The sequence below is a fragment of the Mycobacterium sp. IDUB_21 genome (assembly GCF_055419425.1).
Window position 1 is genome coordinate 334,776 of the sequence record NZ_JBVAXQ010000003.1, and the last position, 24,487, is coordinate 359,262.

The window sequence follows — 24,487 nt, forward strand, 5'->3', positions numbered from 1 at the left end:
CAAACAACCTTTGTTATGCCGTTGATGGTAGGGAGATTCGGGCCGGCAACCCCCGGCCACATACCCACGACTCGGTCAAGGCTTGATCAAGATTTGGCTACGGAGGCGGTATTGACGGCCTGTGACGGGTTACGCGGCGAAACCGGGCAGCAGGTCGAGTGCGATCGCCCGAACCGGCACGTGCGCGTCCAGCTGAGCCAGGATGGCGACCGTCGTACCCACGACCCGCGCCAGCATCACCAGACCACGTGGCAGGTCGAGTTGGCGCGCGGTCTTGATCTGGTGAATCGATTGATCCAGTTGGGCGGCGGTCAGCTTCTGTAGCCATTCGCGGCTGAAATGGAACACCTCGGGTGCCACCGGTTCGACGTAGCGGCGCAGCATCTCGTCGATCTCCCCGACCGAGATCCGCTCGCCCGGCTGGATGAAGCCGGCCTTCTCCAACGTGGGCAGCAGCAGGTCGTAGTTGGACTGGCCGGCGAACCGCAGGGCCATGCCCAGCTCGACGGGCAGGCCGTCGGGCAGCGGCGCCACCGCACCGAAGTCGATGACACCCATCCGACCGTCGGGCAGCAGCATGAAGTTGCCCGGGTGGGTGTCCCCGTGCAGCATGCCCACCCGGGCCGGTGCGTCGCCGATCAACTCGACCAGCCGGGCACCCAGCAGGTCGCGCTGCTCGACGGTGCCGCCGGCGATGATCTGCGACATACCGATGCCATCGACCCACTCCTGGATCACCACCTTGGGCGCACTGGCCACCACGTGCGGCACCGCGAAGTGCGGGTGGCCGGCATAAGCCTTGGCGAACGCACGCTGGTTGTCGGCCTCCAGCCGGTAGTCCAGTTCCATGTCGGCGCGCTCGATCAGTTCGTCGACGATGCCCTGGATATCGGCGCCGGGGGCCAGCGGCTTGAGCACCCCGGTCAGGCGCCGCAAGGTCTTCAGATCGGCGCGCAGGGCCTCATCCGCGCCGGGGTATTGGATCTTGACGGCTACCGTGCGGCCGTCGGACCACACCGCCTTGTGCACCTGGCCGATGCTGGCCGCGGCGACCGGATCGTCGTCGAAGGAGTCGAACCGCTCGCGCCACCTGGTGCCCAGCTGGGAGTCGAGGACCCGATGCACCTTGGCCGCGGCCAGCGGTGGGGCGTCGCGCTGCAACTTGGTCAGCGCCTCCCGGTAGGGCTTGCCGAATTCCGCGGGCACCGCGGCCTCTAGGACCGAGAGCACCTGGCCGACCTTCATGGCACCGCCCTTGAGCTCGCCGAGGACGGTGAACATCTGCTCGGCCGCCTGCTCCATGAGCTCGGCGGTGACTTCGTCCTTCGACCTGCCGGCCAGCCGCTTTCCCAACCCGACCGCGGCCCGGCCGGCGAAGCTCAGCGGCAGGCCCACCAGCTTGGCATTGCGCGCCGCCCCCCTGCGGGTGATGTCAGCCACCTATCGATCATGCCTGACAAACGGGGTCAGCAGCACCGCTCGCCGGGATCGGCGTCATAGCGCCGCCGCCAGTAGTCCCGCTCGGAGAGCACCGGTTCGCCGGGATGAGCCCGCCGGCGGTATTCCAGGTACCGTCGGTAGTGGTTGTCGCCGAGCAGCGACGCCCGGTACCAGCCGATCTGGCGGATCGCCCGGACTAGCGCGCTTGCTGAGCGTCCCACTGCGCCTGCACCTTTCGCTCGACCGCGGTTGGGATCAGTCCGGCAGGTGCGAACCGCCGGGACAACACCGGCGGGGCCTCATTGGTCGCAGCGGTACCACGAAGTGCCTTGAGTGAGACCAGGATTCCGGTCACGAACACCACCGCGACCAGGGTGGCGAACACGATCGACAGGCTGCCCTGGATGAAGGTGTTGCGGACGACGTCGTGCAATTGCGCCGCGTCGCCGGCCGGGCCGAACGACGTCTCGCCGGCCCGCTCGGCGGCCCGGTAGGCGAAGTGCTGCGTCCAGTAGCCCACCCGTGGATCGGAGGAGAAGATCTTCTGCCATGACGCCGTCATGGTGACCGTCAGATCCCACAGCAGCGGGATACCCGGTACCAGTGCCCATTTCAGGTCCGACTTGCGTCGGCTTCGTTTGATCACGATCACGGTCACCACGGTCAGTGCGATCGCGGCCAGCAGTTGGTTGGCGATGCCGAACAGCGGGTAAAGGGTGTTGATTCCGCCCAGCGGATCGGTGACCCCCATCAACAGGATCGAACCCCATCCGGCGACCACCGCCACGCTGCACAGCCACGCCCCGATCCGCCACCCCGGGTTGGCCAGCCTGCGCAGCGGCCCGCCGAGGTTGCTCAGCGCATCGGAAAGCATGAACCGGGCCACCCGGGTGCCGGCGTCGACGGTGGTCAGAATGAACAGCGCCTCGAACATGATCGCGAAGTGATACCAGAACGCTTTCAGGCCGGGCCCGCCGAACACCCGTCCCAGCACGTCGGCCATGCCCAGCGCCAGGGTCGGCGCACCGCCGGTGCGCGACACGATCGACTGCTCACCGATGGCGGTGGCGGCCTCGCTGATCTGCTCGGCGGTCACCGGCGACCCGCCGAGTCCGAGCCCGTTGACGTAGGCGGCGGCGCTGGAGGCGGTGCCCCCGGTTGAAGCGACCGGAGCGTTGAGGGTGAAGAACAGGTGCTGGTCCAGAATCGACGCGGTGATCAGCGCCATCACCGCCACGAAAGACTCGGTGAGCATGCCGCCGTAGCCGATCAGCCGCATCTGGCTCTCTTTTTCCAGCAGCTTCGGGGTGGTGCCCGAGGCGATCAGTGAATGAAATCCCGACAGTGCCCCGCACGCGATCGTGATGAACAGGAACGGGAACAGCGACCCGGCGAACACCGGCCCGTCGCCGGTGTGCGCGAACGACGACACGGCGGGAGCGGCCATCAGCGGTTGGGCGATCAGGATGCCGACTGCCAGCAGGGCGATGGTGCCCACCTTCATGAACGTCGACAGGTAGTCGCGCGGCGCCAGCAGTAACCACACCGGCAGCACCGAGGCGGCGAAGCCGTAGCCGATGACGCACCACGACAACGTCACCGGGGACAACGTGAACCATGCCGCGCCCCAGGATGTTTCGGCAACCCATCGACCTGACGCCACGGCGCCCAGCAGCGCGACGATGCCGATCAGGGACACCTCGGAAATCCGGCCGGGCCGCAGGAATCGCAGATAGATCCCCATGAACAGCGCGATCGGGATCGTCATCGCGATGGAGAACACGCCCCACGGGCTGACGGCCAGCGCCCGCACCACGATCAGCGCCAGCACCGCGATCAGGATCACCATGATGACCAGCACCCCGATGATCGCAGCGGCGCCGCCGATGACGCCCAGCTCCTCGCGGGCCATCTGCCCCAGCGAGCGGCCGCGGCGCCGCGTCGAGCACCACAGCACCAGGTAGTCCTGCACGCCGCCGGCCACCACCGCGCCGATCACGATCCAGATCGTGCCCGGCAGGTAACCCATCTGAGTGGCCAGCACCGGGCCGACCAGCGGACCGGCGCCGGCGATCGCGGCAAAGTGGTGGCCGAAGAGCACCCGCCGGTCGGTCGGCAGATAGTCGGTGCCGTCCTCGAAGATTTCTGCGGGAGTGGCGTACTCGTCGCGGGGCTGAACGATCTTGCGCTCGATAAGCCTTGCATAGCAGCGGAATCCGATGATGTAAGTACACAGCGCGGCGACCACGAACCACACCGCGTTCACCGACTCGCCGCGGACGAAGGCGATCAGTACCCACGCCACCGCGCCGACGACGGCGAGCGCACCGAACAGCAGTTTGTGGCGCGTGGACATCGGGGAGCGGTCGACAACCGCGACCGGGGGTAGGTCCGGGTCGGTGTGCAGGTAGGCCACCGTGCCGTCGCGGCGCTCGATCACCTCCGGCGCGATCGGTGCGGCCACTGGTACCTCCTCGAGGCCCCCCGGATGCCCGAGTGGCAGTGGGTTGCGAGCCGAACGATAACTTGTTCGGTGATACTCAAGTACTTGCTTAAAGGAGTTTGCATGGAGATCAGCGGCAAGAAGGTCGTCGTCGTCGGTGGCGCCTCCGGCATGGGCCGGGCCAGCGCGGAGCTGCTGGCTGCCGGTGGTGCGGCCGTGGCCGTACTCGACCGGGAGGGCTCGGAGGGCAAGGAGGTGGCGGCCGCTTTCGGGGGCACCTTCCACCCGGTGGATATCACCGACTTCGCAGCCGCCGAGAAGACCCTGGCCGCCGCGGTCGAGGGCCTCGGCGGCCTGCACGTCATCGTCACCACCGCCGGCGGCGGCATCGCCAAGCGCACCTTGAGCAAGTCCGGCCCGCACGACCTGGAGTCGTTCCGTTCGGTGATCGACCTGAACCTGGTCGCGACGTTCAACCTCAACCGGCTGGCCGCCGCTCACATGAGCACCAACGAGCCCGAAGACGAGGAGCGTGGCGTCATCATCAACACCGCGTCGATCGCGGCCTTCGAGGGCCAGATCGGCCAGGTGGCCTACACCGCTGCCAAGGCGGGCGTCGCGGGCATGGCGCTGACCATGGCGCGCGATCTGGGCTCGGTGGGTATCCGGGTGCTGGCGATCGCGCCGAGCCTGTTCGCCACCGGGTTGACCAAGGGCATCCCGGAGGAATTCGCCAGTGCCCTGACCAAGGACGCGGCGTTCCCCAAGCGACTCGGCCGGCCCGAGGAGTTCGCCAAGCTGGTTGCCGCAGTCGTGGACAACCCGATGCTCAATGGGCAGTGCCTGCGGCTCGATGCCGGGCAGCGGTTCGCCCCCAAGTAGACACCGACCAGGAGGCCTCCAATGGGCATTGCAGTAACCGAAGACCATCGCGAACTGGCCGAGGTGGCCCGCGGATTCCTGACCGCGCAGAAGGCTCGCGCGGCGGCGCGGGCACTGCTGGATTCCGCCGACGAGGGCCGGCCGCCGTTCTGGGGTGAGCTGGCCGCGCTGGGCTGGCTGGGCCTGCACGTCGACGAGGCGCACGGCGGCTCGGGCTTCGGGCTGCCCGAATTGGTGGTGGTGATCGAAGAGTTGGGCCGGGCGGTGGCGCCGGGACCGTTCGTGCCGACGGTCATCGCCTCGGCGGTGATCGCGGCCACCGGCACTCCTGACCAGCAGGCTCGGTTGCTGCCCGGGCTGATCGACGGTTCGGTCACCGCCGGGGTCGGGCTGGCCGGTGGTGTGGCGTTGGACGGCGGAGTGGCCTCCGGTGACGCCGGGATCGTGCTGGGCGCGGGACTGGCCGACGTGCTGCTGTTGGCCGCCGGCGAGGACGTGCTGGTGCTCGAGCGTGACCGGGCCGGCGTGAACGTCGATGTGCCCGGCAACCTCGACCCGACCCGCCGGTCTGGGCGGGTGACACTGACCGGTGTCGGGGTCAGCGCCGACGACACCCTGGCCGGCGCCCGTGAGTCGGCGCTGGCGCGGGCTCGGGTGCTGCTGGCCGCCGAGGCGGTGGGCGGCGCGGCCGACTGCACCGATTCGGCTGTCGAATACGCCAAGGTTCGCGAACAGTTCGGCCGGTCGATCGCCACCTTCCAGGCCATCAAGCACCACTGCGCGAACATGCTCGTCGGGGCCGAGTCGGCCACTGCGGCGGTGTGGGACGCCGCCCGTGCTGACGGCGAGGACGAATTCGCCTTCCGGTTGTCCGCCGCGGTGGCCGCCACCCTGGCGTTCCCCGCCTATGTGCGCAACGCGGAGCTCAACATCCAGGTGCACGGCGGTATCGGCTACACCTGGGAACACGACGCCCACCTGCAGCTGCGCCGTGCCCTGACGGTGCAGGCGCTGTTCGGCGGCGATGCTCCGGCTCTGGCCGTATACGAGAGCGCCGCGGCCGGCATCACCCGGGCCAACGACCTGGATCTGCCGCCCGAGGCCGAGGAGCTGCGCACCCGGATTCACGCCGACGCGCTCGAGATCGCCGCGGCGGCCACCGAGGCCCAGCTGGACCGGCTGATCGCGACCGGCTACGTCATGCCGCACTGGCCCAAGCCGTGGGGCCGGGGCGCCGACGCGGTCGAGCAGCTGGTGATCGAGCAGGAGTTCAGCGCCGCCGGAGTGCAGCGGCCCGACTACTCGATCACCGGCTGGGTGATCCTGACGCTGATCCAGCAGGGCACCGAATGGCAGATCGAGCGGTTCGTGGAGAAGGCGCTGCGCCAAGAAGAGATCTGGTGCCAGCTGTTCTCCGAGCCGGATGCCGGCTCGGATGCCGCCGCGGTCAAGACCAAGGCCACCCGGGTCGACGGTGGCTGGAAGATCAACGGCCAGAAGGTGTGGACCTCCGGTGCGCACCTGTGCCGGCGTGGGCTGGCGACCGTGCGCACCGACTTCGACGTCCCCAAGCACGCCGGCATCACCATGGTGATCATCGACATGGAGGCGCCGGGTGTCGAGGTGCGGCCGCTGCGTCAGATCACCGGTGGCTCGGAGTTCAACGAGGTGTTCTTCAACGATGTGTTCGTGCCGGACGAGGACGTCGTCGGCGAGGTCAACGAAGGCTGGAAGGTGGCCCGGGCCACGCTGGGCAATGAACGGGTCAGCATCGGCGGCGGCGGTTCCTTCACCGCCGGGGTCGACCAGCACCTGATCGCGCTGGCCCAGCAGGGCCGGCAGCCGGTGGCCGATGCCGCGGTGCGCATCGGCCGGTTCGTCGCCGACGAGCACGCGTTGCGGCTGCTGAACCTGCGCCGGGTGGCGCGCAGCATCGCCGGCGCCGGGCCCGGCCCGGAGGGCAACGTCACCAAGCTCAAGCTCGCCGAGCACATGGGCGACGGTGCAGCGATCGGAGCGGCGTTGCTGGGTCCGGACGTCGCTCTCGACGACGGGCCGGGCGCGATGGCCGGCCGGATGGTGATGGGGGCGCGCGGCATCGCGATCGCCGGCGGCACCTCGGAGGTGACGCGAAACCAGATCGCCGAGCGAATCCTGGGGATGCCCCGCGACCCGCTGATCAAGTAGCGTTCCCCCCAGCGCATTCTTGCGCGAGTGTGCGCGTCCCCGGCTGACACGCCGAGGTGAAAACCGTTTTTGCGCACGCTCGCGCCGGGAAGGGGACCGTGAAATGGCAACCGTCGCAGACCATGTCATCGCCGTCCTCAAGCGCAGCGGTGTGCAACGTGTCTACGGGCTCCCGGGGGACAGTCTCAACGGCTTCACCGACGCGATCCGCCGGGCCGGCGACTTCGGCTGGGAACAGGTACGCCACGAGGAGACCGCGGCGTTCGCCGCTGCCGCCGACGCCGCGCTGACCGGCGGGTTGGCGGTGTGCGCCGGCAGTTGCGGGCCCGGCAACCTGCACCTGATCAACGGCCTGTTCGACGCGCAGCGCAGCCGGGTGCCGGTGCTGGCGATCGCCGCTCACATCCCACTCGCCGAGATCGGCTCCGACTACTTCCAGGAAACCCATCCGCAGAACCTGTTCCGCGAGTGCAGCGTCTACTGCGAATTGGTCAGCACCCCCGAACAGGCGCCGCGCATCCTGGAGATGGCGATGCGCGCCGCGGTCGAGGAGAACGGGGTCGCCGTCGTGGTCGTGCCGGGCGAGATCTTGTCCAGCCACGTCGAGGACACCGCCTGGGGATCGCGTCCGGTGCTGCCTGCCGGGGCGGTGTGCCATCCCGACGAGCGCGGAATGGGCGCGGCGGCGGTCATGCTCAACGCCGCCACCAACGTCACCATCCTGGCCGGCGCGGGGGTGGCCGGTGCCCACGATCAGGTCATCGAGTTGGCGCACATGTTGCAGGCCCCGATCGTGCACGCGCTGCGCGGCAAGGAGCACATCGAGTACGACAATCCGCATGACGTCGGCATGACGGGGTTGCTCGGATTCGCGTCCGGTTACAAGGCGATCGCCGAAGCCGACGTGCTGCTGATGCTGGGCACCGACTTTCCCTATCAACAGTTCTATCCCGACCGCGCCCAGATCATCCAGGTCGACATCCGTGGCCGAAACCTGGGCCGGCGCACCCCGATCGATCTCGGACTCCTGGGCACCGTGGCCGACACCATCGCCGCGTTGCGCCCGTTGTTGGCGAGCAAGAACGACCGCACCCACCTGGAGCGGTCGCTGGGGCACTACCGCAAGACCCGCAAGCGACTGGACGCACTTGCGTCCAATGATCGCGACCGCACCCCGATCCGCCCGGAATATGTTGCCGCGGTTGCCAATCGATTGGCCGCTGACGACGCGGTGTTCACCGTCGACGTCGGCTCCCCGGTGGTGTGGGCGGCGCGCTACGTGACCATGAACGGGCGGCGAAGACTGATCGGGTCGTTCAACCACGGCAGCATGGCCTGTGCTCTGCCACACGCGATCGGCGCCCAGACCGTCGACCGTGAACGCCAAGTCGTCGCCCTCGCCGGCGACGGCGGGCTGGCGATGCTGTTCGGCGAGTTGTTGACGCTGGCGCAGAACCGGTTGCCGGTCAAGGTGATCGTGTTCAACAATTCGTCGCTGAACTTCGTCGAGTTGGAGATGAAGGCGGCCGGCATCGTCAACTTCGGCACCGAGTTGCACAACCCGGACTTCGGCGCCGTCGCGACCGCGCTGGGCATGTTCGGGCGCCGGGTGGAGCGGCCCGGCGACCTGGAAGCGGCCCTCACCGATGCATTCGGCTATGACGGACCGGCCGTGGTCGACGTCGTCACGGCCCGTCAGGAGCTGTCGATCCCGCCGGCGATCACCGCCGAGCAGGCCAAGGGGTTCTCCTTGTACGCGATCAGGACCATCCTGGCCGGCCGCGCCGACGAACTGCTCGACCTGGTGACCACCAACGTGGCCCGCCGCATCCTGAACTGAGCTGCATAACTCGGTTGCACCCCGGCCGGAGCGGGACTAGCCTGGCCGGATCATGAGTCATCTGCTTGTAGTAGCCAGTACCCGCAGCGGGGTCTGATCAGACCGACCCCCCGCTGTGGGTCGGAAGCTACTACCCGTCGGTCGCTCCTCGAGCAGAAGAGACCGAGATATGACCACCACTTCGTTCGCTGACCAATTCAGGGTTCCGCTCCCACGTGAACTGCGCGACCAGGCCGCGCGGTTGTCCTGGGACGGCTTCGTCTCCGCCTACGGGCGCGCTACGGGGCCACTGTCACTGAGCCGCTGGTCCTGTCTGGACGCCGAACGCCCAGCCGGCCGGCTGGGGCCGCCGCAGGGACGCACCTACCAGGCGACCATCGCCGTCCGCGGCGTTAAGGGAACCTGCACCGCCGCGGCGCACGGACCGCTGGCCGCGCTCACCACGATGCTGCACGACCGCGGAATCACCTTGGAAATCCTGGGCTTTCACCAGCTTCGGTGCGGCGCCGAGACCGCCACGTTCATCCACGGCTCGAACGGTCGCGGCGCGGCGTGGGCGGTGGGTTTCGCACCCGACGCCGGGCGTTCAGCGCTGGACGCGGTCATCACCTGCGCCAACCGGCTGCTGACGGCAGCCTGATCTGCGGGTGGGCTAGAGCGGGCGCAGGACGATCGGCATCCCGTCCATCGGAATCGGCATGCCGCCGTAGTCCCAGCGCGTCTGATAGCCGGGGTGGGGCAACTCCAGCCGATACCGGCGCAGCAACCGGTGCAAGATCGCTTTGACTTCGAGGCGGCCGAACGCCATACCGATACACCGGTGTGCGCCGCCGCCGAACGGATTGAACGCATACCGGTGCTGCTTGTGCTCACTACGCGGTTCGGTGAACCGTTCTGGATCGAATTTCAGTGGGTCCGTCCATAATTCGGGAAGACGGTGATTCACCCCGGGGTAGACGATGACATTGGTGCCCTTGGGGATGTAGTAGCCCAGTAGATCGGTGTCGCGGACCGTCCGGCGCATCCCCCACTGCACCGGCGTCACCAGCCGGATCGATTCGTCCATGACCAAATCGAGCGATTCCAGCTTCCCCAGCGATTCGATGTCGAGCGGCCCGTCGCCCAGGCGATCCGATTCGTCGCGGCAGCGTTGCTGCCATTCCGGGTTACCCGCGAGGTTGTAGGCCATCGATGTGGCCGTCGACGTCGACGTGTCGTGGGCGGCCATCATCAAAAAGATCATGTGGTTGACGATGTCAGCGTCGGAGAACCGGTTGCCGTCCTCGTCCTCGGCGTAGCACAGCGCTGTGAGGAGGTCGTTGCCCTCCACGCCGCGATGCTCCCGGACCCGGTCGGTGAAGTAGCTCTCCAGCAGCTCACGCGCCTTGAGGCCACGCCACCAGGTGAAGGGCGGCACGCTGGTGCGAATCAAGGCATTGCCGGCGCGGGTCGTCGTGGTGAACGCCTTATTGACCTTCGTGACCAGCTCATGATCGGTGCCGGGTTCGTGCCCCATGAACACCAGCGCGGCGATGTCGAGGGTGAGTTCCTTCATCGCGGGGTAGAGCAGGAAGCGCGGATCGTTGGTGACCCAGTCGTTGGCGATCACCTGGGACGCGACCCGGTCGATCTGCTCGACGTAGCCGACGAGGCGGGGCCGGACGAACGCCTCCTGCATGATCCGCCGGTGGAACATGTGTTCCTCGAAATCCAGCAGCATCAAGCCGCGGTGAAAGAACGGCCCGATCACCGGGACCCAGCCCTGCTGCGAGTAGTCCTTGTTCCGGTTGGCGTAGACGACCTGCGTCGCATCGGGGCCCAGCGCCGCGACGGCGGGCAAGACGGGCGAATCGCCGAAGAGCACCGGGCCGTTGGTGTGATACATCCGCATCAGGTAGTCCGGCCCGCCGCGCAGCATCTCGATCATGTGCCCGAGGATCGGCAGTCCGGCGTCGCCGAGGACCGGTTTGAGTCCACTGCCCGGCGGTGGCTCGGCGAGTTTCTTCTCGGGGAACTCCGTGGTCAGCAGTCGCTTTTCCAGCGCCCCCATGCCCGGAAAGTTGTTGAACGACGGGGTGAGCCGGCGTTTAGCCTGGTCGATCAGGTAGCGCGGGGTGCTGATCGTGGTCACGGACGCTCCTTTAACAGGCCGGGCAGGCGGTGATAAACGTCACTCGATCCTCAATCCTTGGATCAATTTTGACGCCAGTCAAGTTTGAATCCGGCGCGGCGTGGTGCAGGGTTCCGTGGCGCGTACCGAGGCCGATGTCCAGATCAGAGCGGACGCAACACGATCGGCATACCGTCCATCGGTATCGGCATGCCGGCGTAGTCCCACTTCGGACGGTAGTCGGGCCGGGACAACTCCAGGCGGTAGCGGCGGAGCAGCCGATGCAGGACGGTCTTGACCTCCAGCCGTCCGTAGACCATCCCGATGCACTTGTGTGCACCGCCGCCGAACGGCGCGAAAGCGTAGCGATGCTTCTTGTGCTCGGAACGCGGTTCCAGGAATCGTTCGGGGTCGAATTGGCGTGGGTTGGTGTACAACTCGGGAAGCCAGTGGTTCATCCCGGGCCACAGTGTCACGTTGGTCCCGGCCGGAACGTGGTGTCCGAGCAGCTCGGTGTCGCGCACGGCCTGGCGCATATTGAACGGCAACGGGGTGACCAGCCGCAGCGACTCGTCCATCACCAGGTCGAGGGTCTCCAGCTTCTCCAGCGCTTCGATGTCCAGCGGGCTGTCGCCGAGCCGCTCCGATTCTTCGCGCGCCCGCTCCTGCCATTCCGGGTGGGCGGCCAGGTGGTAGACCATCGTGGTCAGTGTCGACGTGGTGGTGTCGTGGGCGGCCATCATCAAGAAGATCATGTGGTTGACGATGTCTTGGTCGGTGAAGGTGTTGCCGTCCTCATCGGCGGTGTGACACAGCACGGTCAGCATGTCGGTGCCTTCGACGTTGCGGCGCTCGCGCACCCGCTGGGTGAAGTACTCCTCGAGCACCTTGCGGCCCTGCAGACCGCGCCACCACTTGAACGGTGGCAAGGGCGTGCGGATGATGGCCCCGCCGGCCCGGGTGGTCTGCTCGAACGCGTGGTTGACCTTGGCCACCGTCTTGTGGTCGTTGCGCAGGTCCATGCCCATGAACACCACCGAGGCCACGTCCAGGGTCAGTTCCTTGACCGCCGGGAAGAACAGGAACCGGGGGTCGTTGGTGGGCCAGTTCGCCACCAGCGCGCTGGCCACTCGGTCCATGTCCTCGACGTAGGTGGCCAGCCGCGTCCGGGTGAACGCACCCTGCATGATCCGCTTGTGCGCCAAGTGCTCCTCGAAATCCAGCAGCATCAGCCCGCGGTTGAAGAACGGGCCGATGACCGGGATCCATCCGGTGGTCGAGTAGTCCTTCTTGCGGTTGGCGAACACGGTCTCGGTGGCGTCGGGACCCAGCGCGACGACCGAGGACAGAATCGGCGATTCGGCGAAGTACACCGGACCGTGCTTGCGGTAGATGTGCATCGGGAAGTCCGGGCCCCCGCGGAACATCTCCACGATGTGGCCGAGCACCGGCAGCCCGGAGTCGCCGACGATCGCCTTGAGTTCGCTCCCCGGTGGCGGCTCGGCCAGCGTCTTCTGGGGCCAGTCCACGTTCAACAGCCGCTTCTCGAGGGCGCCCATCCCGGGGATGGTGTTCAGCGTCGGGGTGAACCGGCGCCGGGCCTGGTCGAGGAGGTACTGCGGGGTGGTCATGGTCGTCATCGGCTGACTACCTCTCGTTCGTGGACGTCATGAAGCGCAGCGACGATGGGACCCTGTGGCGACCGTCACGTAACCACATCTTCAGATCAAAATTGACGGGTGTCAAGTTTGAATACGGCGCGGCGTGGTGCAAGGTTCAAGGGTGAGCAGCCAGCACGACGCGGACGGCGCGCCTCCCGACGATCTACCGCTACGGCGAGGCGACAAGCAACGCCAGGCGATTGTGCAGGCAGTGCGGGAATTGCTGGAAGAGAAGCCGTTCGCGGAGCTGTCGGTCAGCACCATCAGCGACCGGGCCGGGGTGGCGCGGTCGGGCTTCTACTTCTACTTCGATTCCAAGTACGCCGTACTGGCACACATCCTCACCGAGGCGAGCCATGAGCTCGAAGAACTCACCCACTACTTCGCGGCGCGCGGCGCCGACGAATCGCCGGCGGCATTCGCCCAGCGCATGGTGGGCAGTGCGGCCGCGGTCTATGCGCACAACGATCCAGTGATGTCGGCGTGCAACATGGCACGCAACAGCGACGCCGAGATCCGGGAGTTGCTCGACGCCCAGATCGACGCGGTGATCAACCAGATCGTCGGCGTGGTCAACGACGAGATCGCCGCCGGCACCGCGAACCCGATCAGCGAAGACATCCCCGCACTGGTCCGGACGCTGGCCGCCACCACGGCCTACATGCTCTCCGGTGACACTGCCTTCCTGGGCGCCGACGGCGATGTGGATCGCGGGGTCCGAGTGCTGGAGGCGCTGTGGCGCACCGCGCTGTGGGGTGGCGGAACGGGCTAGCGGGTCGCCGCCGTCGCTACCCATCGCGGGATTGAATCTTCCGCGATCGGTACCGCCGGTATCGTCTGCACCCATGACACGCGTAGCGGAGTATTACCGGGGCAAGCGGTGCTTCATCACCGGGGCGGCGAGCGGGATCGGCCGGGCCACCGCGTTACGCCTGGCTGAGGCGGGCGCCGAGTTGTATCTGACCGACCGCAATGCCGAAGGCCTCGCCGAAACCGTCGCCGACGCGCGCGCCCTGGGTGCGCTGGTGCCCGAGCATCGGGCGGTCGACATCGCCGATTACGACGATGTCGCCGCGTTCGGCGCCGACATCCATGCGCGCCATCAGGCCATGGACGTCGTGATGAACATCGCCGGTGTGTCGGCGTGGGGGACCGTCGACCGGTTGACCCACCAGCAGTGGCGAAAGATGGTCGACATAAACCTGATGGGTCCGATCCACGTCATCGAATCGTTCCTGCCGCAGATGGTCGCAGCCGGCCGCGGCGGGCACCTGGTCAATGTGTCCTCGGCGGCCGGAATCGTCGCCTTGCCCTGGCACGCGGCCTATTCCGCGAGCAAGTACGGCCTGCGCGGGGTGTCGGAGGTGCTCCGGTTCGACCTGGCGCGACACCGCATCGGGGTTTCGGTGGTGGTGCCCGGCGCGGTCAAGACCGGGCTGGTCAACACCGTCGAGATCGCCGGGGTCGACCGCGAGGACCCGCAGGTGGAGAAATGGGTGGGCCGTTTTGCCGGCCATGCGGTGTCCCCGGAGAAGGCGGCGGAGAAGATCCTGGCCGGAGTGGCCCGCAACCGCTACCTGGTCTACACCTCCGGTGACATCCGGGCGCTGTACGCGTTCAAGCGGCTGGCCTGGCTGCCCTACAGCGTGGCGATGCGCCAGGCCAACAGGGTGTTCAGCCGCGCGCTACTCCCCTCGAAGAAGCCCTTGTCGCGGTAGCGAGCCGATTGCACGCCGGTCCTCGAGGGAATGAATCGGGACGGCCTCCGGTTCGGCTCAGGCATGGCGGTGAACTTGCAGATCAAGGTATTGGTGCTGGTCGGAAGTTTGCGCACGGCGTCGGTCAACCGCCAGATCGCGCATCTGGCGGCCGAGACCGCTCCGGACGGCGTCACGGTGACGGTCTGTGAGGGTCTTGGCGAGCTGCCGTTCTACAACGAGGACCTGGACAGTCCCGGGGCAGTGCCACCGTCGGTGACGGCCCTGCGCGGGGCCGCCGCCGACGCCGACGCGGCCCTGGTGATCACGCCGGAATACAACGGCACCATCCCCGGCGTGCTCAAGAACGCCATCGACTGGCTGTCGCGTCCGTTCGGTGACGGGGCACTGAAGGGCAAGCCGCTGGCGGTGATCGGGGCGGCGCTGGGTCGGTACGGAGGAGTGTGGGCGCACGACGAGACCCGCAAGTCCTTCGGCCTCGCCGGCCCGCGGGTGGTCGAGGGGATCAAGTTATCGGTGCCGATCGGCACGCTGGACGGAAAGCATCCGCGCGAGCACGCACAGTTGGTGGCCGATGTGCGTGATGTGGTCGCAAAACTGGCGCGCGAGGCGGGCTGATTCGCCCCTGCCACGTCTTTGCTGGAAGGTGGTCGCGGGGCCGGCGTCCCGGCGTTGTTGTCGGTGGGTGGTGGTAGACCTGTCGCTATGGGTGGTCGTCAAGTTTTTTGTGACGTGCGACACGCCGAGGCGAGAGCGGCGGCACGCTTACAACCAGCGAATTTCAAGAATGTTGTTCGGAACATCTTGTATGGCTTCTCAAGGCAACCCACTAGGTGTAGTGTTTCAAGCACCGACAGACCCCGGATCGACCGGCTGACCGGACTGCGGCGAACAGCATCGATTCGGTGCCCGGAGCTGCGGTTGAGGCTGGAAATCCAAGGCCTTGGCGGCCTGTTGAAAGTAGTACCTGATCCGTCATCCGTTCGTTGTCGACGATTCGCTGAGGAGTCTGCCGCCCATGAGCATCACCGTCTACACCAAGCCCGCATGCGTGCAGTGCAACGCCACCTACAAGGCGTTGGACAACCAGGGCATCGCTTACGAGACCGTGGACATCTCGCTGGACTCTGAGGCCCGCGACTACGTGATGGCGCTGGGTTACCTGCAGGCCCCGGTGGTCGTCGCCGGTGACGAGCACTGGTCGGGTTTCCGGCCCGACCGCATCAAGGCGCTGGCGCAGATCGCGCTCAGCGCGTAAGCCGCCACAGGGTCGGGTACGGGTGGAGTCTGACTGAGAGCTGAAGGGGGTCGCCGTGTCTGCGGATTCTGAATGCAGCCTGGTGTATTTCTCCTCGGTGTCGGAGAACACCCACCGATTCGTGCAGAAGCTGCAGCTGCCGACGATCCGGATTCCGCTGCACGGGCGCATCGAGGTGAACCAGCCCTACGTGTTGGTGCTGCCGACCTACGGCGGCGGCCGTGGGACACCGAACATCGCTGACGACGCAGCGGGCGGCTACGTGCCCAAGCAGGTCATCGCTTTTTTGAACAACGAACACAACCGGGGGCTGCTGCGCGGCGTGATCGCGGCCGGCAACACCAACTTCGGTGCGGAGTTCTGCTACGCCGGCGACGTGATCGCCCGCAAGTGCGGGGTGCCGTATCTGTACCGATTCGAATTGATGGGAACCGACGAGGACGTGCAAGCCGTCCGCGCGGGTTTGGCCGAATTCTGGAAGGACGACCAATGCCACCTACCGTTGCAACTGCAGAGCAGGTAGCCGAAACGAACCGCAGCACTCCGGTGGGCGAGCTGGATTTCCACGCGCTCAACGCGATGCTCAACCTGTACGACGGTGACGGCAAGATCCAGTTCGACAAGGATGTGCTGGCCGCCCGTCAGTACTTCTTGGAGCACGTCAACCAGAACACGGTGTTCTTCCACAATCAGGACGAGAAGCTGGACTACCTGGTTCAGAAGGACTACTACGAGCGCGAGGTACTCGACCAGTACTCGCGCAACTTCGTCAAGACGCTGCTGGATCGCGCTTACGCCAAGAAGTTTCGGTTCCCGACGTTCCTGGGCGCGTTCAAGTACTACACCTCGTACACACTGAAGACCTTTGACGGCAAGCGCTATCTGGAACGGTTCGAGGACCGGGTCTGCATGGTGGCGCTGGCCCTGGCCGCCGGTGACACTGCGCTGGCCGAGAAGCTCGTCGACGAGATCATCGACGGCCGGTTCCAGCCGGCCACCCCGACGTTCCTGAACGCCGGCAAGAAGCAGCGCGGCGAGTCGGTGAGTTGTTTTCTGCTGCGCATAGAGGACAACATGGAGTCGATCGGCCGCTCGATCAACTCCGCTCTGCAGCTGTCCAAGCGCGGTGGGGGAGTGGCGTTGCTACTGAGCAACATTCGCGAGCACGGCGCCCCGATCAAGAACATCGAGAATCAGTCCTCCGGGGTCATCCCGATCATGAAGCTGCTGGAGGACTCGTTCTCCTACGCCAACCAGCTTGGCGCCAGACAGGGCGCCGGGGCGGTATACCTGCACGCCCATCACCCGGACATCTACCGGTTCCTGGACACCAAGCGCGAGAACGCCGACGAGAAGATCCGGATCAAGACGCTGAGCCTGGGGGTGGTGATCCCTGACATCACCTTCGATCTGGCCAAGAAGAACGAGGACATGTACTTGTTCTCGCCCTATGACGTCGAACGGGTTTACGGGGTGCCGTTCGCCGACATCTCGGTCACCGAGAAGTACTACGAGATGGTCGACAACTCGTCGATCCGCAAGACCAAGATCAAAGCACGCGAGTTCTTCCAGACCCTGGCGGAGCTGCAGTTCGAGTCCGGCTATCCCTACGTCATGTTCGAAGACACCGTCAACCGGGCTAATCCCATCGAAGGCAAGATCACCCACTCGAACCTGTGCTCGGAGATCCTGCAGGTCTCCACCGCTTCGGTGTACAACGAGGACTTGACCTACGCCAAGGTGGGCAAGGACATCTCCTGCAACCTGGGCTCGCTCAACATCGCCAAGGCGATGGATTCGCCTGATTTCAGCCAGACCATCGAGGTCGCCATCCGAGCGCTCACCGCGGTGTCGGATCAGACCCACATCTGGTCGGTGCCGTCGATCGAGCAGGGCAACAACGAGTCGCACGCCATCGGGCTGGGCCAGATGAACCTGCACGGTTACCTGGCCCGGGAGTGCATCCACTACGGCTCCGAAGAGGGCATCGACTTCACCAACATCTACTTCTACACCGTGCTGTATCACGCTCTGCGGGCATCGAACCGCCTTGCGCTGGAACGGGGTCAGGCGTTCAAGGGCTTCGAGAAGTCGAAGTACGCCACCGGAGAGTTCTTCGAAAAGTACACCGAGCAGGTGTGGGAGCCGAAGACGGCCAAGGTGCGGGGCCTGTTCGACGACGCCGGCATCCGGATCCCGGACCAGGACGACTGGCGCCGGCTCAAGGAATCGGTTGCCGCGCACGGCATCTACAACCAGAACCTGCAGGCGGTTCCGCCGACCGGGTCGATCTCCTACATCAACCACTCGACGTCCTCGATCCACCCGATCGTGTCGAGGGTCGAGATCCGCAAGGAAGGCAAGATCGGCCGGGTCTACTACCCGGCGCCGTACATGACCAACGACAACCTGGAGTACTACCAGGACGCCTACGAGATCGGCTACGAGAAGGTCATCGACACCTACGCCGCGGCCACCCAACATGTGGATCAGGGGCTTTCGTTGACGCTGTTCTTCAAGGACACCGCGAGCACCCGCGACGTGAACCGGGCGCAGATCTACGCCTGGCGCAAGGGAATCAAGACGCTGTATTACATCCGGTTGCGCCAGATGGCACTGGAGGGCACTGAGGTGGAGGGTTGCGTCAGCTGCATGTTGTGACGGCTGCGGTGCCGTCGCAGATCAGCTCTTGCGGGCTTGCTCGGCATGCAGCGCCTTCACGCGTCGCTGCTCACCGAGCACCATCTGATAGCTCTCGCGTTCGGTGACCAGCCACTGCGGTTTCTCCTCGAGCAGCTGATCGATCTGCGCGGTGGTGAGCGCATTGCCCACACCGCCTCGCGCGAGAGCGCCGATCGAGACGCCCAGCTTGGCCGCCACGAGGTTCTTCGGGTGCGGCCCGTTCTTGCGGAGGTCCTTGAGCCACTGCGGCGGATCCGCCTGCAGGGCTGCGAGCTCACTGCGGGTCACCGGGTTCTCCTGGAACTCTGCCGGCGTCGCGGGCAAGTACACGTCCAGCTTCTTGGCCGCCGTGGCAGGTTTCATGGACTGTGCGTTCGGCCTGCTCATGCAACCAGCGTATCGGTAGCCTGATGCGGTGGACCGGCCTTCCCTCACCCTCGGGTACGTCCCCGGCGGGACGCCCGCGAAGTGGGCTCGGGCCTGGGCGGAGCGCCAACCTGAAGTCCCGCTGCGGTTGCACACCGTCGCCGCGGCAGAGGCGGTCGCCGCGGTGCGGGCGGGCACCGTCGATGTGGCGTTGTTGCGACCGCCGGCCGACACGGCTGGATTGTCAATCATCCCGCTCTACGACGAGACGACGGTGGCTGTGGTGCCGACCGATCACATTCTCACCGCCGCCGACACGATCACCGCCGCGGATCTCGACGGCGAGCCGATAGTGCTCCCACTCGATGATGTCGTCGGCTGGGCGGGCGCTCCCGGCAACCCGGCCGATCACCGACCCGAAACCACCAAGGACGCAATAGAGCTCGTCGCCGCGGGGCTGGGTGTGCTGATCGTTCCGCAGTCACTGGCGCGGCTGTATCACCGCAAGGACCTCACCTACCGCCCGATCGCCGACGCGCCCGCCTGCCCCGTGGCGCTGGTCTTCCCGGAAGGGATCCAGTCGGCACTGGTCGACGAGTTCGTCGGCATCGTGCGGGGCCGCACACCCGGTTCATCGCGGGGGCGGGCTCAGTCGGTGCCGAAACGCACCGCACGGGAGAAGACCCTCGCCAAGCAGGCCGCGCGGGCCGCTGCGGGCAAGGTGTCCCGCAAATCGGGCCGAGTTGACCGCGGTCGACGCTGACAACACCCGGGTGCTGGCCGGCCGCGACCGATTCACCCTCGGCGCGGGAGGGGCCTCAGTACTTGTGCGCCGGGCCCTGCTGTCCCGCGTAGAGCCGGGTGAGCAGCAGATCGCGGAAGCGCGCGTTGTCGAGGAGTCTGATGCCGGCATTGGCCACTCTCGGCATACCGGCCAGCTTGTGAAAGAACCGGCCGCGCCTGTACTCCCGGCCCCAGGCGGCTTCCATCCGCTGGGCGTAGTTGGTGAAGTCGTCGGGGCCGCCGTTGGTCAGTGCCGCGATCGCGCACTCGCCGGCCGCCAAGCCCGACTCCAGCGCCTTGGAGATGCCCGCTCCGGAGGTCGGCCGGCCCGCGCCCAGCGAGTCACCGGTGAACAGCACGCCGGGCCGCCACGGCGGCCACGCGGTGAAACCCATCGGCAGCCGCCAGGCTCGCACCGTCTTGGACTGCTTCAGCTCGGTGATCGAGGGCAGCTCCCAGTCCCGCGGCAGCGTCTCCAGGAATTCGCCGAGGAAATGAGTGGCGTTGATGGCCTGCCAGTTCTTGTAGCTGTTGACGTAACCCAGTCCGATGTTGACCCGGCCGTCACCCAGCGGGAACACCCAGCCGTAGCCGGGCAGCTGGTCACCTTCGAACACCAGCTTCAAGTAGATGTCGAGCGAATCGACGTCCGGCCGGACGGCCGGCATCTCGGCGCGGATCGCGATCGCGGAGTAGCCGTTGTAGGCCGAGTCCAACTTCAGCGCGCGTTTGATCGGGGAGTAGGCGCCGTCGGCGGCGATCACCGCGTCTGACAGCACCTTCTCGCCGCTTCTGAGCTGCACTCCGGTCACCCGCCCGGCATCGTCGAGAATCGGCGCGGTGACCTCGGCAGACTGGCGGATCTGGGCGCCGGCCGACTCGGCGTGCTTGAGCAGCAGGGTGTCCAGCTCGGGCCGGCGCGCGACGTACCCGTGGTTCGGCATTCCGGGGCGGCGCGGAAACGACAGCTCCCACTCGCTGGGGCTGAACACCTTCACCCGGTTGACCCGGTGAAACTTGTCGACCTGCTCGGCGAGCCCCATCTTCTGCAGATAGCTGACGGCGCGGGCGGTCAGCCCGTCACCGCAGGGCTTGTCGCGTGGGAAGTCGGCCTTGTCCAGGACGACGACGTTCGCACCGGCCTGGCGGGCCTGCCAGGCTGCTGCTGACCCTGCCGGGCCCCCGCCGACGATGGCCAGGTCGAATCGTTGGGTCACTACATCTCGTCTCAAATATGCGCGTCGAAGCGCCACGGGAACTGTCTACCGATGCTAACGGACCAGGTCACCGCGCGGTCTCCCCAGGTCAGCTGTGGCAAGACGGTAAGGTGCTTGACGTGCGCGGAACGAGTAGGCCCAAGCCGGCCGACAACGGTGGGCAGAAGGTCGACGCGCGCAGCGAGCGTTGGCGCGAGCACCGCAAGAAGGTCCGTGGCGAGATCGTCGAGGCCGCCTTCCGGGCCATCGACCGGCTCGGGCCCGATCTGAGCGTGCGGCAGATCGCCGAGGAAGCCGGTACCGCCAAGCCCAAGATCTACCGGCACTTCACCGACAAGGACGACCTGTTCGAGGCGGTCGGAACTCGGCTGCGCGACGACCTGTGGGCGGCGATCTTCGCCTCCATCGACGTCGCCACCAATTCGCTGCGCGAGATCATCCAGCGCAGTGTCGAAGAATACGTAGCCCTGGTCGACGAGCATCCCAATGTGTTGCGGTTCTTCATCCAGGGTCGGGTGCGCGCGCAGTCCGAGTCGACGATGCGGGCGCTCAACGAAGGCCGGACCATCACGCTGGCGATGGCCGAGATGTTCAGCAATGAACTGCGAGAGCTCGATCTCAACGGCGGGACGCTGGAGTTGGCGGCGTTCGCGGCCTTCGGTACGGCGACCTCGGCCACCGACTGGTGGCTCGGTCCGGAACTGGACAGCCCGCGGCGAATGCCCCGTGACACCTTCGTGGGCTACCTGACGACCATCATGATCAGCGTCATCGACGGCACCGCCAACAGCCTCGGCATCGCGATGGACCCCGATCAACCGATTCATCAGGCCGTTCAGCGCCGGCCCGTCGCCTGACGGTTGGGCGAAATACTTCAAATCGCTTTCAATTCGCGACAGACTTCGGCTCCGGCGACTGGACGCAGGCCTGGACGGACCTGACCGGAGGACTGCAAGGGCTGGGAACCATCGCCGACGATGCGTTCACCGACCCGGCCACCGTTATCATCGCGGGTCTACTCAACGCTCGCGACGATATGGCGACCGGAATTCTGCACGCCGGCAACAGCTTCGACCTGAGCCCGTATTCGCCGCTGATGGATTCACTGATCGACCTGAATCACCAGGTGTGACGGCCCTGATGGGCTGAGTGCCGTAACCGCCGAACCGCCTTCCCGCAGGACTCAGGGGGAAGGCGGGACGCCGTTGACGGATTCAAGGCCAGCAAACAGACTGAACAGTTATATCCGAAAAAGGGAGGGACGCGCGATGACGCTGACCGATCACACCGCCGAGGACGCCGACCGACGCGCACCGGTATGTACCCGAGCACTCATCATCGGGACCGGCTTCTCCGGGCTCGGCATGGCCATCGCTCTACAGAAGCAGGGCGTGGAATTCCTCATCCTGGAGAAGGCCGATGAGATCGGCGGGACCTGGCGCGACAACACCTATCCGGGCTGCGCCTGCGACGTCCCGTCGCACCTGTACTCCTTCTCCTTCGAACCGAAGGCCACCTGGAGCAAACTGTTCTCGCCGCAGCCCGAGATTCTGGGCTACCTCAAGGGCGTCACCGACAAGTACGGGCTGCGCCGCCACATCCGGTTCGGCTCACAGGTGACCCGCGCGTACTGGGACGACGGTGAATTTTGCTGGCATGTGTTCACCAATACCGGCCAGGAGTTCCTCGCCGACTTCTTGATCTCCGGGGCCGGGGCGCTGCATATCCCTCGGGTTCCCGACATCGACGGTATGGACGAATTCGCCGGGGCGGCTTTCCATTCCGCGCAGTGGGATCACAGCGTCGACCTGACCGGCAAGCGGGTGGCGGTGATCGGCACCGGCGCCAGCGCCATCCAGATCGTGCCCGAGCTGGTTTCTGATGACGCGAAGGTGGCCCAGGTGCAGCTGTATCAGCGCACCCCGCCGTGGGTGGTGCCGCGGCCCAACAGCCCGTTTCCGAAGGCGCTGCTGACGGCATTCTCGACCGTCCCGGGCCTGCGTAGTGCGGTGCGGGCCGGCATCTACTGGGGGCTGGAGGGACTCGGCTACGCCATGACCAGGCGGCCGAGCCTGCTGCGGGCCGTCGAGCTCGTCGGCCGGTGGAACATCCGCCGCAACGTCCGCGACAAGGAGCTGCGCCGCAAGCTCACCCCGAGCTACCGGGCCGGCTGCAAACGAATCCTCTACGCGCCCAACTATTACCGGGCGGTTGCCGACCCGAAGGCGGAGCTGATCACCGACCGTATCGAGAAGATCACCGCCGACGGGATCGTCACGGCTGACGGTGTGGAGCACCCGTGCGACGTCATCGTCTATGCCACCGGCTTCCACGTCACCGACTCCTACACCTACGTCGACATCAAGGGACCGGGAGGGGAGGACCTGGTCGACCGCTGGAACACCGAGGGGGTGGTGGCGCACCGTGGCATCGCGGTCGCCGACATGCCCAACCTGTTCTTCCTGCTGGGCCCCAACACGGGCCTGGGGCACACCTCGGTGGTGATCATGATCGAGTCGCAGATCCACTACGTCGCCCAAGCGATCGCCGCGGTGGACGCCGTCGGAGCGCAGGCGCTGGCGCCGACCCGCGCCGCCCAGGACCGTTTCAATGACGAACTGCAGCGGCAGCTGGGTGGGTCGGTGTGGAACACCGGCGGCTGCAACAGCTGGTACCTCGACGAACACGGCGTCAACCGAACGCTGTGGAGCGGGATGACCTGGCAGTATTGGCGCTCCACCCGCTCGTTGCGGGCGAGCGAGTACCACTTTTCCGGCGTAGGCTGATGCGACACGCAGACACAACCACTTGTGTTGCCGCGGGTTGTCGGACACCAGGGGTAGTGTCGGGGTCCTAGCTGCCGGTGGGTGAAATGGGGTTCTGGTGAGCGAAAAATTGAAGCTGATCGATCGGGTTTCGGCGATCAACTGGAACCGGGTGCAAGACGACAAGGACCTCGAGGTCTGGGACCGCTTGACCGGAAACTTCTGGCTGCCCGAGAAGGTGCCGGTCTCTAACGACCTGCCGTCGTGGGGAACCCTCACCGACGAGGAGAAGCAGCTCACCATGCGGGTCTTCACCGGCCTGACGCTGCTCGACACCATCCAGGGCACCGTCGGCGCAGTGAGCCTGATCCCCGACGCCATCACCCCGCATGAGGAAGCGGTCTACACCAACATCGCCTTCATGGAGTCGGTGCACGCCAAGAGCTACAGCCAGATCTTCTCCACGCTGTGCTCGACCAATGAGATCGACGAGGCGTTCCGCTGGTCGGAGGAGAACACCAACCTGCAGCGCAAAGCTGCCATCGTCATGCAGTACTACCGTGGCGACGAGCCGCTCAAGCGCAAGGTGGCCTCAACCCTGCTGGAGAGCTTCCTGTTCTACTCCGGGTTCTACCTGCCGATGTACTGGTCGAGTCGGGGCAAGCTGACCAACACCGCCGACGTGATCCGGCTGATCATCCGCGACGAGGCAGTGCACGGCTACTACATCGGCTACAAGTACCAGCGCGGGCTGGCTGCCCTCGACGAGGCCAAGCGTCAAGAGCTCAAGGACTACACCTACGAGCTGCTCTTCGAGCTGTACGACAACGAGGTCGAGTACACCCAGGATCTCTACGACGGGGTGGGGCAGACCGAGGACGTCAAGAAGTTCTTGCGCTACAACGCCAACAAGGCGCTGATGAACCTCGGTTACGAAGCGCTGTTCCCGCGCGACGAGACCGACGTCAACCCGGCGATCCTGTCGGCGCTGAGCCCCAACGGTGACGAGAACCACGACTTCTTCTCCGGGTCGGGTTCCTCGTACGTGATCGGCAAGGCCGTCATCACCGAAGACGAGGACTGGGAGTTCTGAACCAGCGGGATCGTCCACTTCGTCGCTGAACGCCAGTCATGG

At 66.2% G+C, this 24,487-nt stretch carries 21 protein-coding genes; 14 read left to right on the forward strand and 7 right to left on the reverse strand.

What is annotated here, in order from left to right:
• Positions 1 to 129: 129 nt before the first annotated feature.
• The 3 genes from ACZYY4_RS06900 to ACZYY4_RS06910 are packed head-to-tail and all read right to left on the reverse strand — an operon-like array spanning position 130 to position 3,904.
• On the reverse strand, positions 130 to 1,440 hold the full coding sequence (locus ACZYY4_RS06900) for a macrolide-binding ATPase MABP-1 (protein ID WP_463808882.1): 1,311 nt from the start codon (positions 1,438 to 1,440) through the stop codon (positions 130 to 132).
• Positions 1,441 to 1,466: 26 nt separating this feature from the next.
• Positions 1,467 to 1,661, reverse strand: coding sequence for a YbdD/YjiX family protein (locus tag ACZYY4_RS06905; RefSeq protein ID WP_463808883.1), 195 nt, complete (start codon positions 1,659 to 1,661; stop codon positions 1,467 to 1,469).
• Positions 1,637 to 3,904, reverse strand: a complete 2,268-nt coding sequence (locus tag ACZYY4_RS06910) for a carbon starvation CstA family protein (RefSeq protein WP_463808884.1) — start codon at positions 3,902 to 3,904, stop codon at positions 1,637 to 1,639. Before ACZYY4_RS06910 ends, ACZYY4_RS06905 begins: the two co-directional genes overlap by 25 nt.
• Before the next feature lie 102 nt (positions 3,905 to 4,006).
• On the opposite strand from ACZYY4_RS06910, the gene ACZYY4_RS06915 reads away from it, so the two are divergent.
• From ACZYY4_RS06915 to ACZYY4_RS06930, 4 genes are all read left to right on the forward strand, one after another.
• Entirely contained in the window at positions 4,007 to 4,765 is a 759-nt protein-coding gene (locus tag ACZYY4_RS06915) for an SDR family NAD(P)-dependent oxidoreductase (protein ID WP_463808885.1), read from the forward strand.
• 21 nt (positions 4,766 to 4,786) lie between these two features.
• Complete coding sequence (locus ACZYY4_RS06920) at positions 4,787 to 6,952, forward strand: acyl-CoA dehydrogenase (protein WP_463808886.1); 2,166 nt, start codon at positions 4,787 to 4,789, stop codon at positions 6,950 to 6,952.
• Between the two features lie 103 nt (positions 6,953 to 7,055).
• Positions 7,056 to 8,792, forward strand: coding sequence for a ubiquinone-dependent pyruvate dehydrogenase (gene poxB, locus ACZYY4_RS06925; protein WP_463808887.1), 1,737 nt, complete (start codon positions 7,056 to 7,058; stop codon positions 8,790 to 8,792).
• Between the two features lie 169 nt (positions 8,793 to 8,961).
• Positions 8,962 to 9,432: a homocitrate synthase gene (locus tag ACZYY4_RS06930; RefSeq protein WP_463808888.1), complete on the forward strand. Its 471-nt coding sequence runs from the start codon at positions 8,962 to 8,964 to the stop codon at positions 9,430 to 9,432.
• A gap of 12 nt (positions 9,433 to 9,444) precedes the next feature.
• Here ACZYY4_RS06930 and ACZYY4_RS06935 read toward each other — a convergent pair whose 3' ends face one another.
• Both ACZYY4_RS06935 and ACZYY4_RS06940 read right to left on the reverse strand, forming a co-directional pair.
• Positions 9,445 to 10,923: a cytochrome P450 gene (locus ACZYY4_RS06935; protein ID WP_463808889.1), complete on the reverse strand. Its 1,479-nt coding sequence runs from the start codon at positions 10,921 to 10,923 to the stop codon at positions 9,445 to 9,447.
• A 143-nt stretch (positions 10,924 to 11,066) separates the two neighbouring features.
• The gene (locus tag ACZYY4_RS06940; protein WP_463808891.1) at positions 11,067 to 12,542 is read right to left on the reverse strand and encodes a cytochrome P450; all 1,476 of its coding nucleotides are present in this window, start codon (positions 12,540 to 12,542) and stop codon (positions 11,067 to 11,069) included.
• Between the two features lie 142 nt (positions 12,543 to 12,684).
• Here ACZYY4_RS06940 and ACZYY4_RS06945 point away from each other — a divergent pair, with 142 nt between their 5' ends.
• The 6 genes from ACZYY4_RS06945 to nrdE all read left to right on the forward strand — a co-directional run bounded on the left by ACZYY4_RS06945 (position 12,685) and on the right by nrdE (position 18,200).
• A complete protein-coding gene (locus ACZYY4_RS06945; RefSeq protein WP_463808892.1) occupies positions 12,685 to 13,335 on the forward strand; it encodes a TetR/AcrR family transcriptional regulator in 651 nt (216 codons plus the stop codon).
• Positions 13,336 to 13,408: 73 nt separating this feature from the next.
• Positions 13,409 to 14,281, forward strand: coding sequence for an SDR family oxidoreductase (locus ACZYY4_RS06950; RefSeq protein ID WP_463808894.1), 873 nt, complete (start codon positions 13,409 to 13,411; stop codon positions 14,279 to 14,281).
• A gap of 63 nt (positions 14,282 to 14,344) precedes the next feature.
• Positions 14,345 to 14,899 (forward strand): NAD(P)H-dependent oxidoreductase, encoded by a 555-nt coding sequence (locus ACZYY4_RS06955; protein ID WP_463808895.1) that lies wholly within the window; start codon positions 14,345 to 14,347, stop codon positions 14,897 to 14,899.
• A 400-nt stretch (positions 14,900 to 15,299) separates the two neighbouring features.
• Positions 15,300 to 15,539, forward strand: a complete 240-nt coding sequence (locus tag ACZYY4_RS06960) for a redoxin NrdH (protein WP_463808896.1) — start codon at positions 15,300 to 15,302, stop codon at positions 15,537 to 15,539.
• A gap of 55 nt (positions 15,540 to 15,594) precedes the next feature.
• Positions 15,595 to 16,062: a class Ib ribonucleoside-diphosphate reductase assembly flavoprotein NrdI gene (gene nrdI / locus ACZYY4_RS06965; RefSeq protein ID WP_463808897.1), complete on the forward strand. Its 468-nt coding sequence runs from the start codon at positions 15,595 to 15,597 to the stop codon at positions 16,060 to 16,062.
• Complete coding sequence (gene nrdE / locus ACZYY4_RS06970; protein WP_463808899.1) at positions 16,029 to 18,200, forward strand: class 1b ribonucleoside-diphosphate reductase subunit alpha; 2,172 nt, start codon at positions 16,029 to 16,031, stop codon at positions 18,198 to 18,200. The genes nrdI and nrdE overlap by 34 nt, the downstream gene beginning before the upstream one ends.
• 21 nt (positions 18,201 to 18,221) lie before the next feature.
• Here nrdE and ACZYY4_RS06975 read toward each other — a convergent pair whose 3' ends face one another.
• Positions 18,222 to 18,608 carry a DUF5997 family protein gene (locus ACZYY4_RS06975; protein WP_463808900.1) on the reverse strand — a complete coding sequence of 129 codons (387 nt, stop codon included), beginning with the start codon at positions 18,606 to 18,608 and terminating at the stop codon, positions 18,222 to 18,224.
• A gap of 28 nt (positions 18,609 to 18,636) precedes the next feature.
• Between ACZYY4_RS06975 and ACZYY4_RS06980 the strand changes: the two genes are divergently transcribed.
• On the forward strand, positions 18,637 to 19,350 hold the full coding sequence (locus ACZYY4_RS06980; protein WP_463808901.1) for a LysR family substrate-binding domain-containing protein: 714 nt from the start codon (positions 18,637 to 18,639) through the stop codon (positions 19,348 to 19,350).
• Positions 19,351 to 19,405: 55 nt separating this feature from the next.
• Here ACZYY4_RS06980 and ACZYY4_RS06985 read toward each other — a convergent pair whose 3' ends face one another.
• Positions 19,406 to 20,587, reverse strand: coding sequence for an NAD(P)/FAD-dependent oxidoreductase (locus tag ACZYY4_RS06985; protein ID WP_463808902.1), 1,182 nt, complete (start codon positions 20,585 to 20,587; stop codon positions 19,406 to 19,408).
• Positions 20,588 to 20,706: 119 nt separating this feature from the next.
• Here ACZYY4_RS06985 and ACZYY4_RS06990 point away from each other — a divergent pair, with 119 nt between their 5' ends.
• The 3 genes from ACZYY4_RS06990 (at position 20,707) to nrdF (ending at position 24,445) form a co-directional block, all read left to right on the forward strand.
• Positions 20,707 to 21,444, forward strand: a complete 738-nt coding sequence (locus tag ACZYY4_RS06990; protein ID WP_463808904.1) for a TetR/AcrR family transcriptional regulator — start codon at positions 20,707 to 20,709, stop codon at positions 21,442 to 21,444.
• 411 nt (positions 21,445 to 21,855) lie between these two features.
• Positions 21,856 to 23,373, forward strand: coding sequence for a flavin-containing monooxygenase (locus ACZYY4_RS06995; RefSeq protein WP_463808905.1), 1,518 nt, complete (start codon positions 21,856 to 21,858; stop codon positions 23,371 to 23,373).
• Between the two features lie 97 nt (positions 23,374 to 23,470).
• A complete protein-coding gene (nrdF, locus tag ACZYY4_RS07000) occupies positions 23,471 to 24,445 on the forward strand; it encodes a class 1b ribonucleoside-diphosphate reductase subunit beta (RefSeq protein WP_463808906.1) in 975 nt (324 codons plus the stop codon).
• Positions 24,446 to 24,487: the final 42 nt, after the last annotated feature.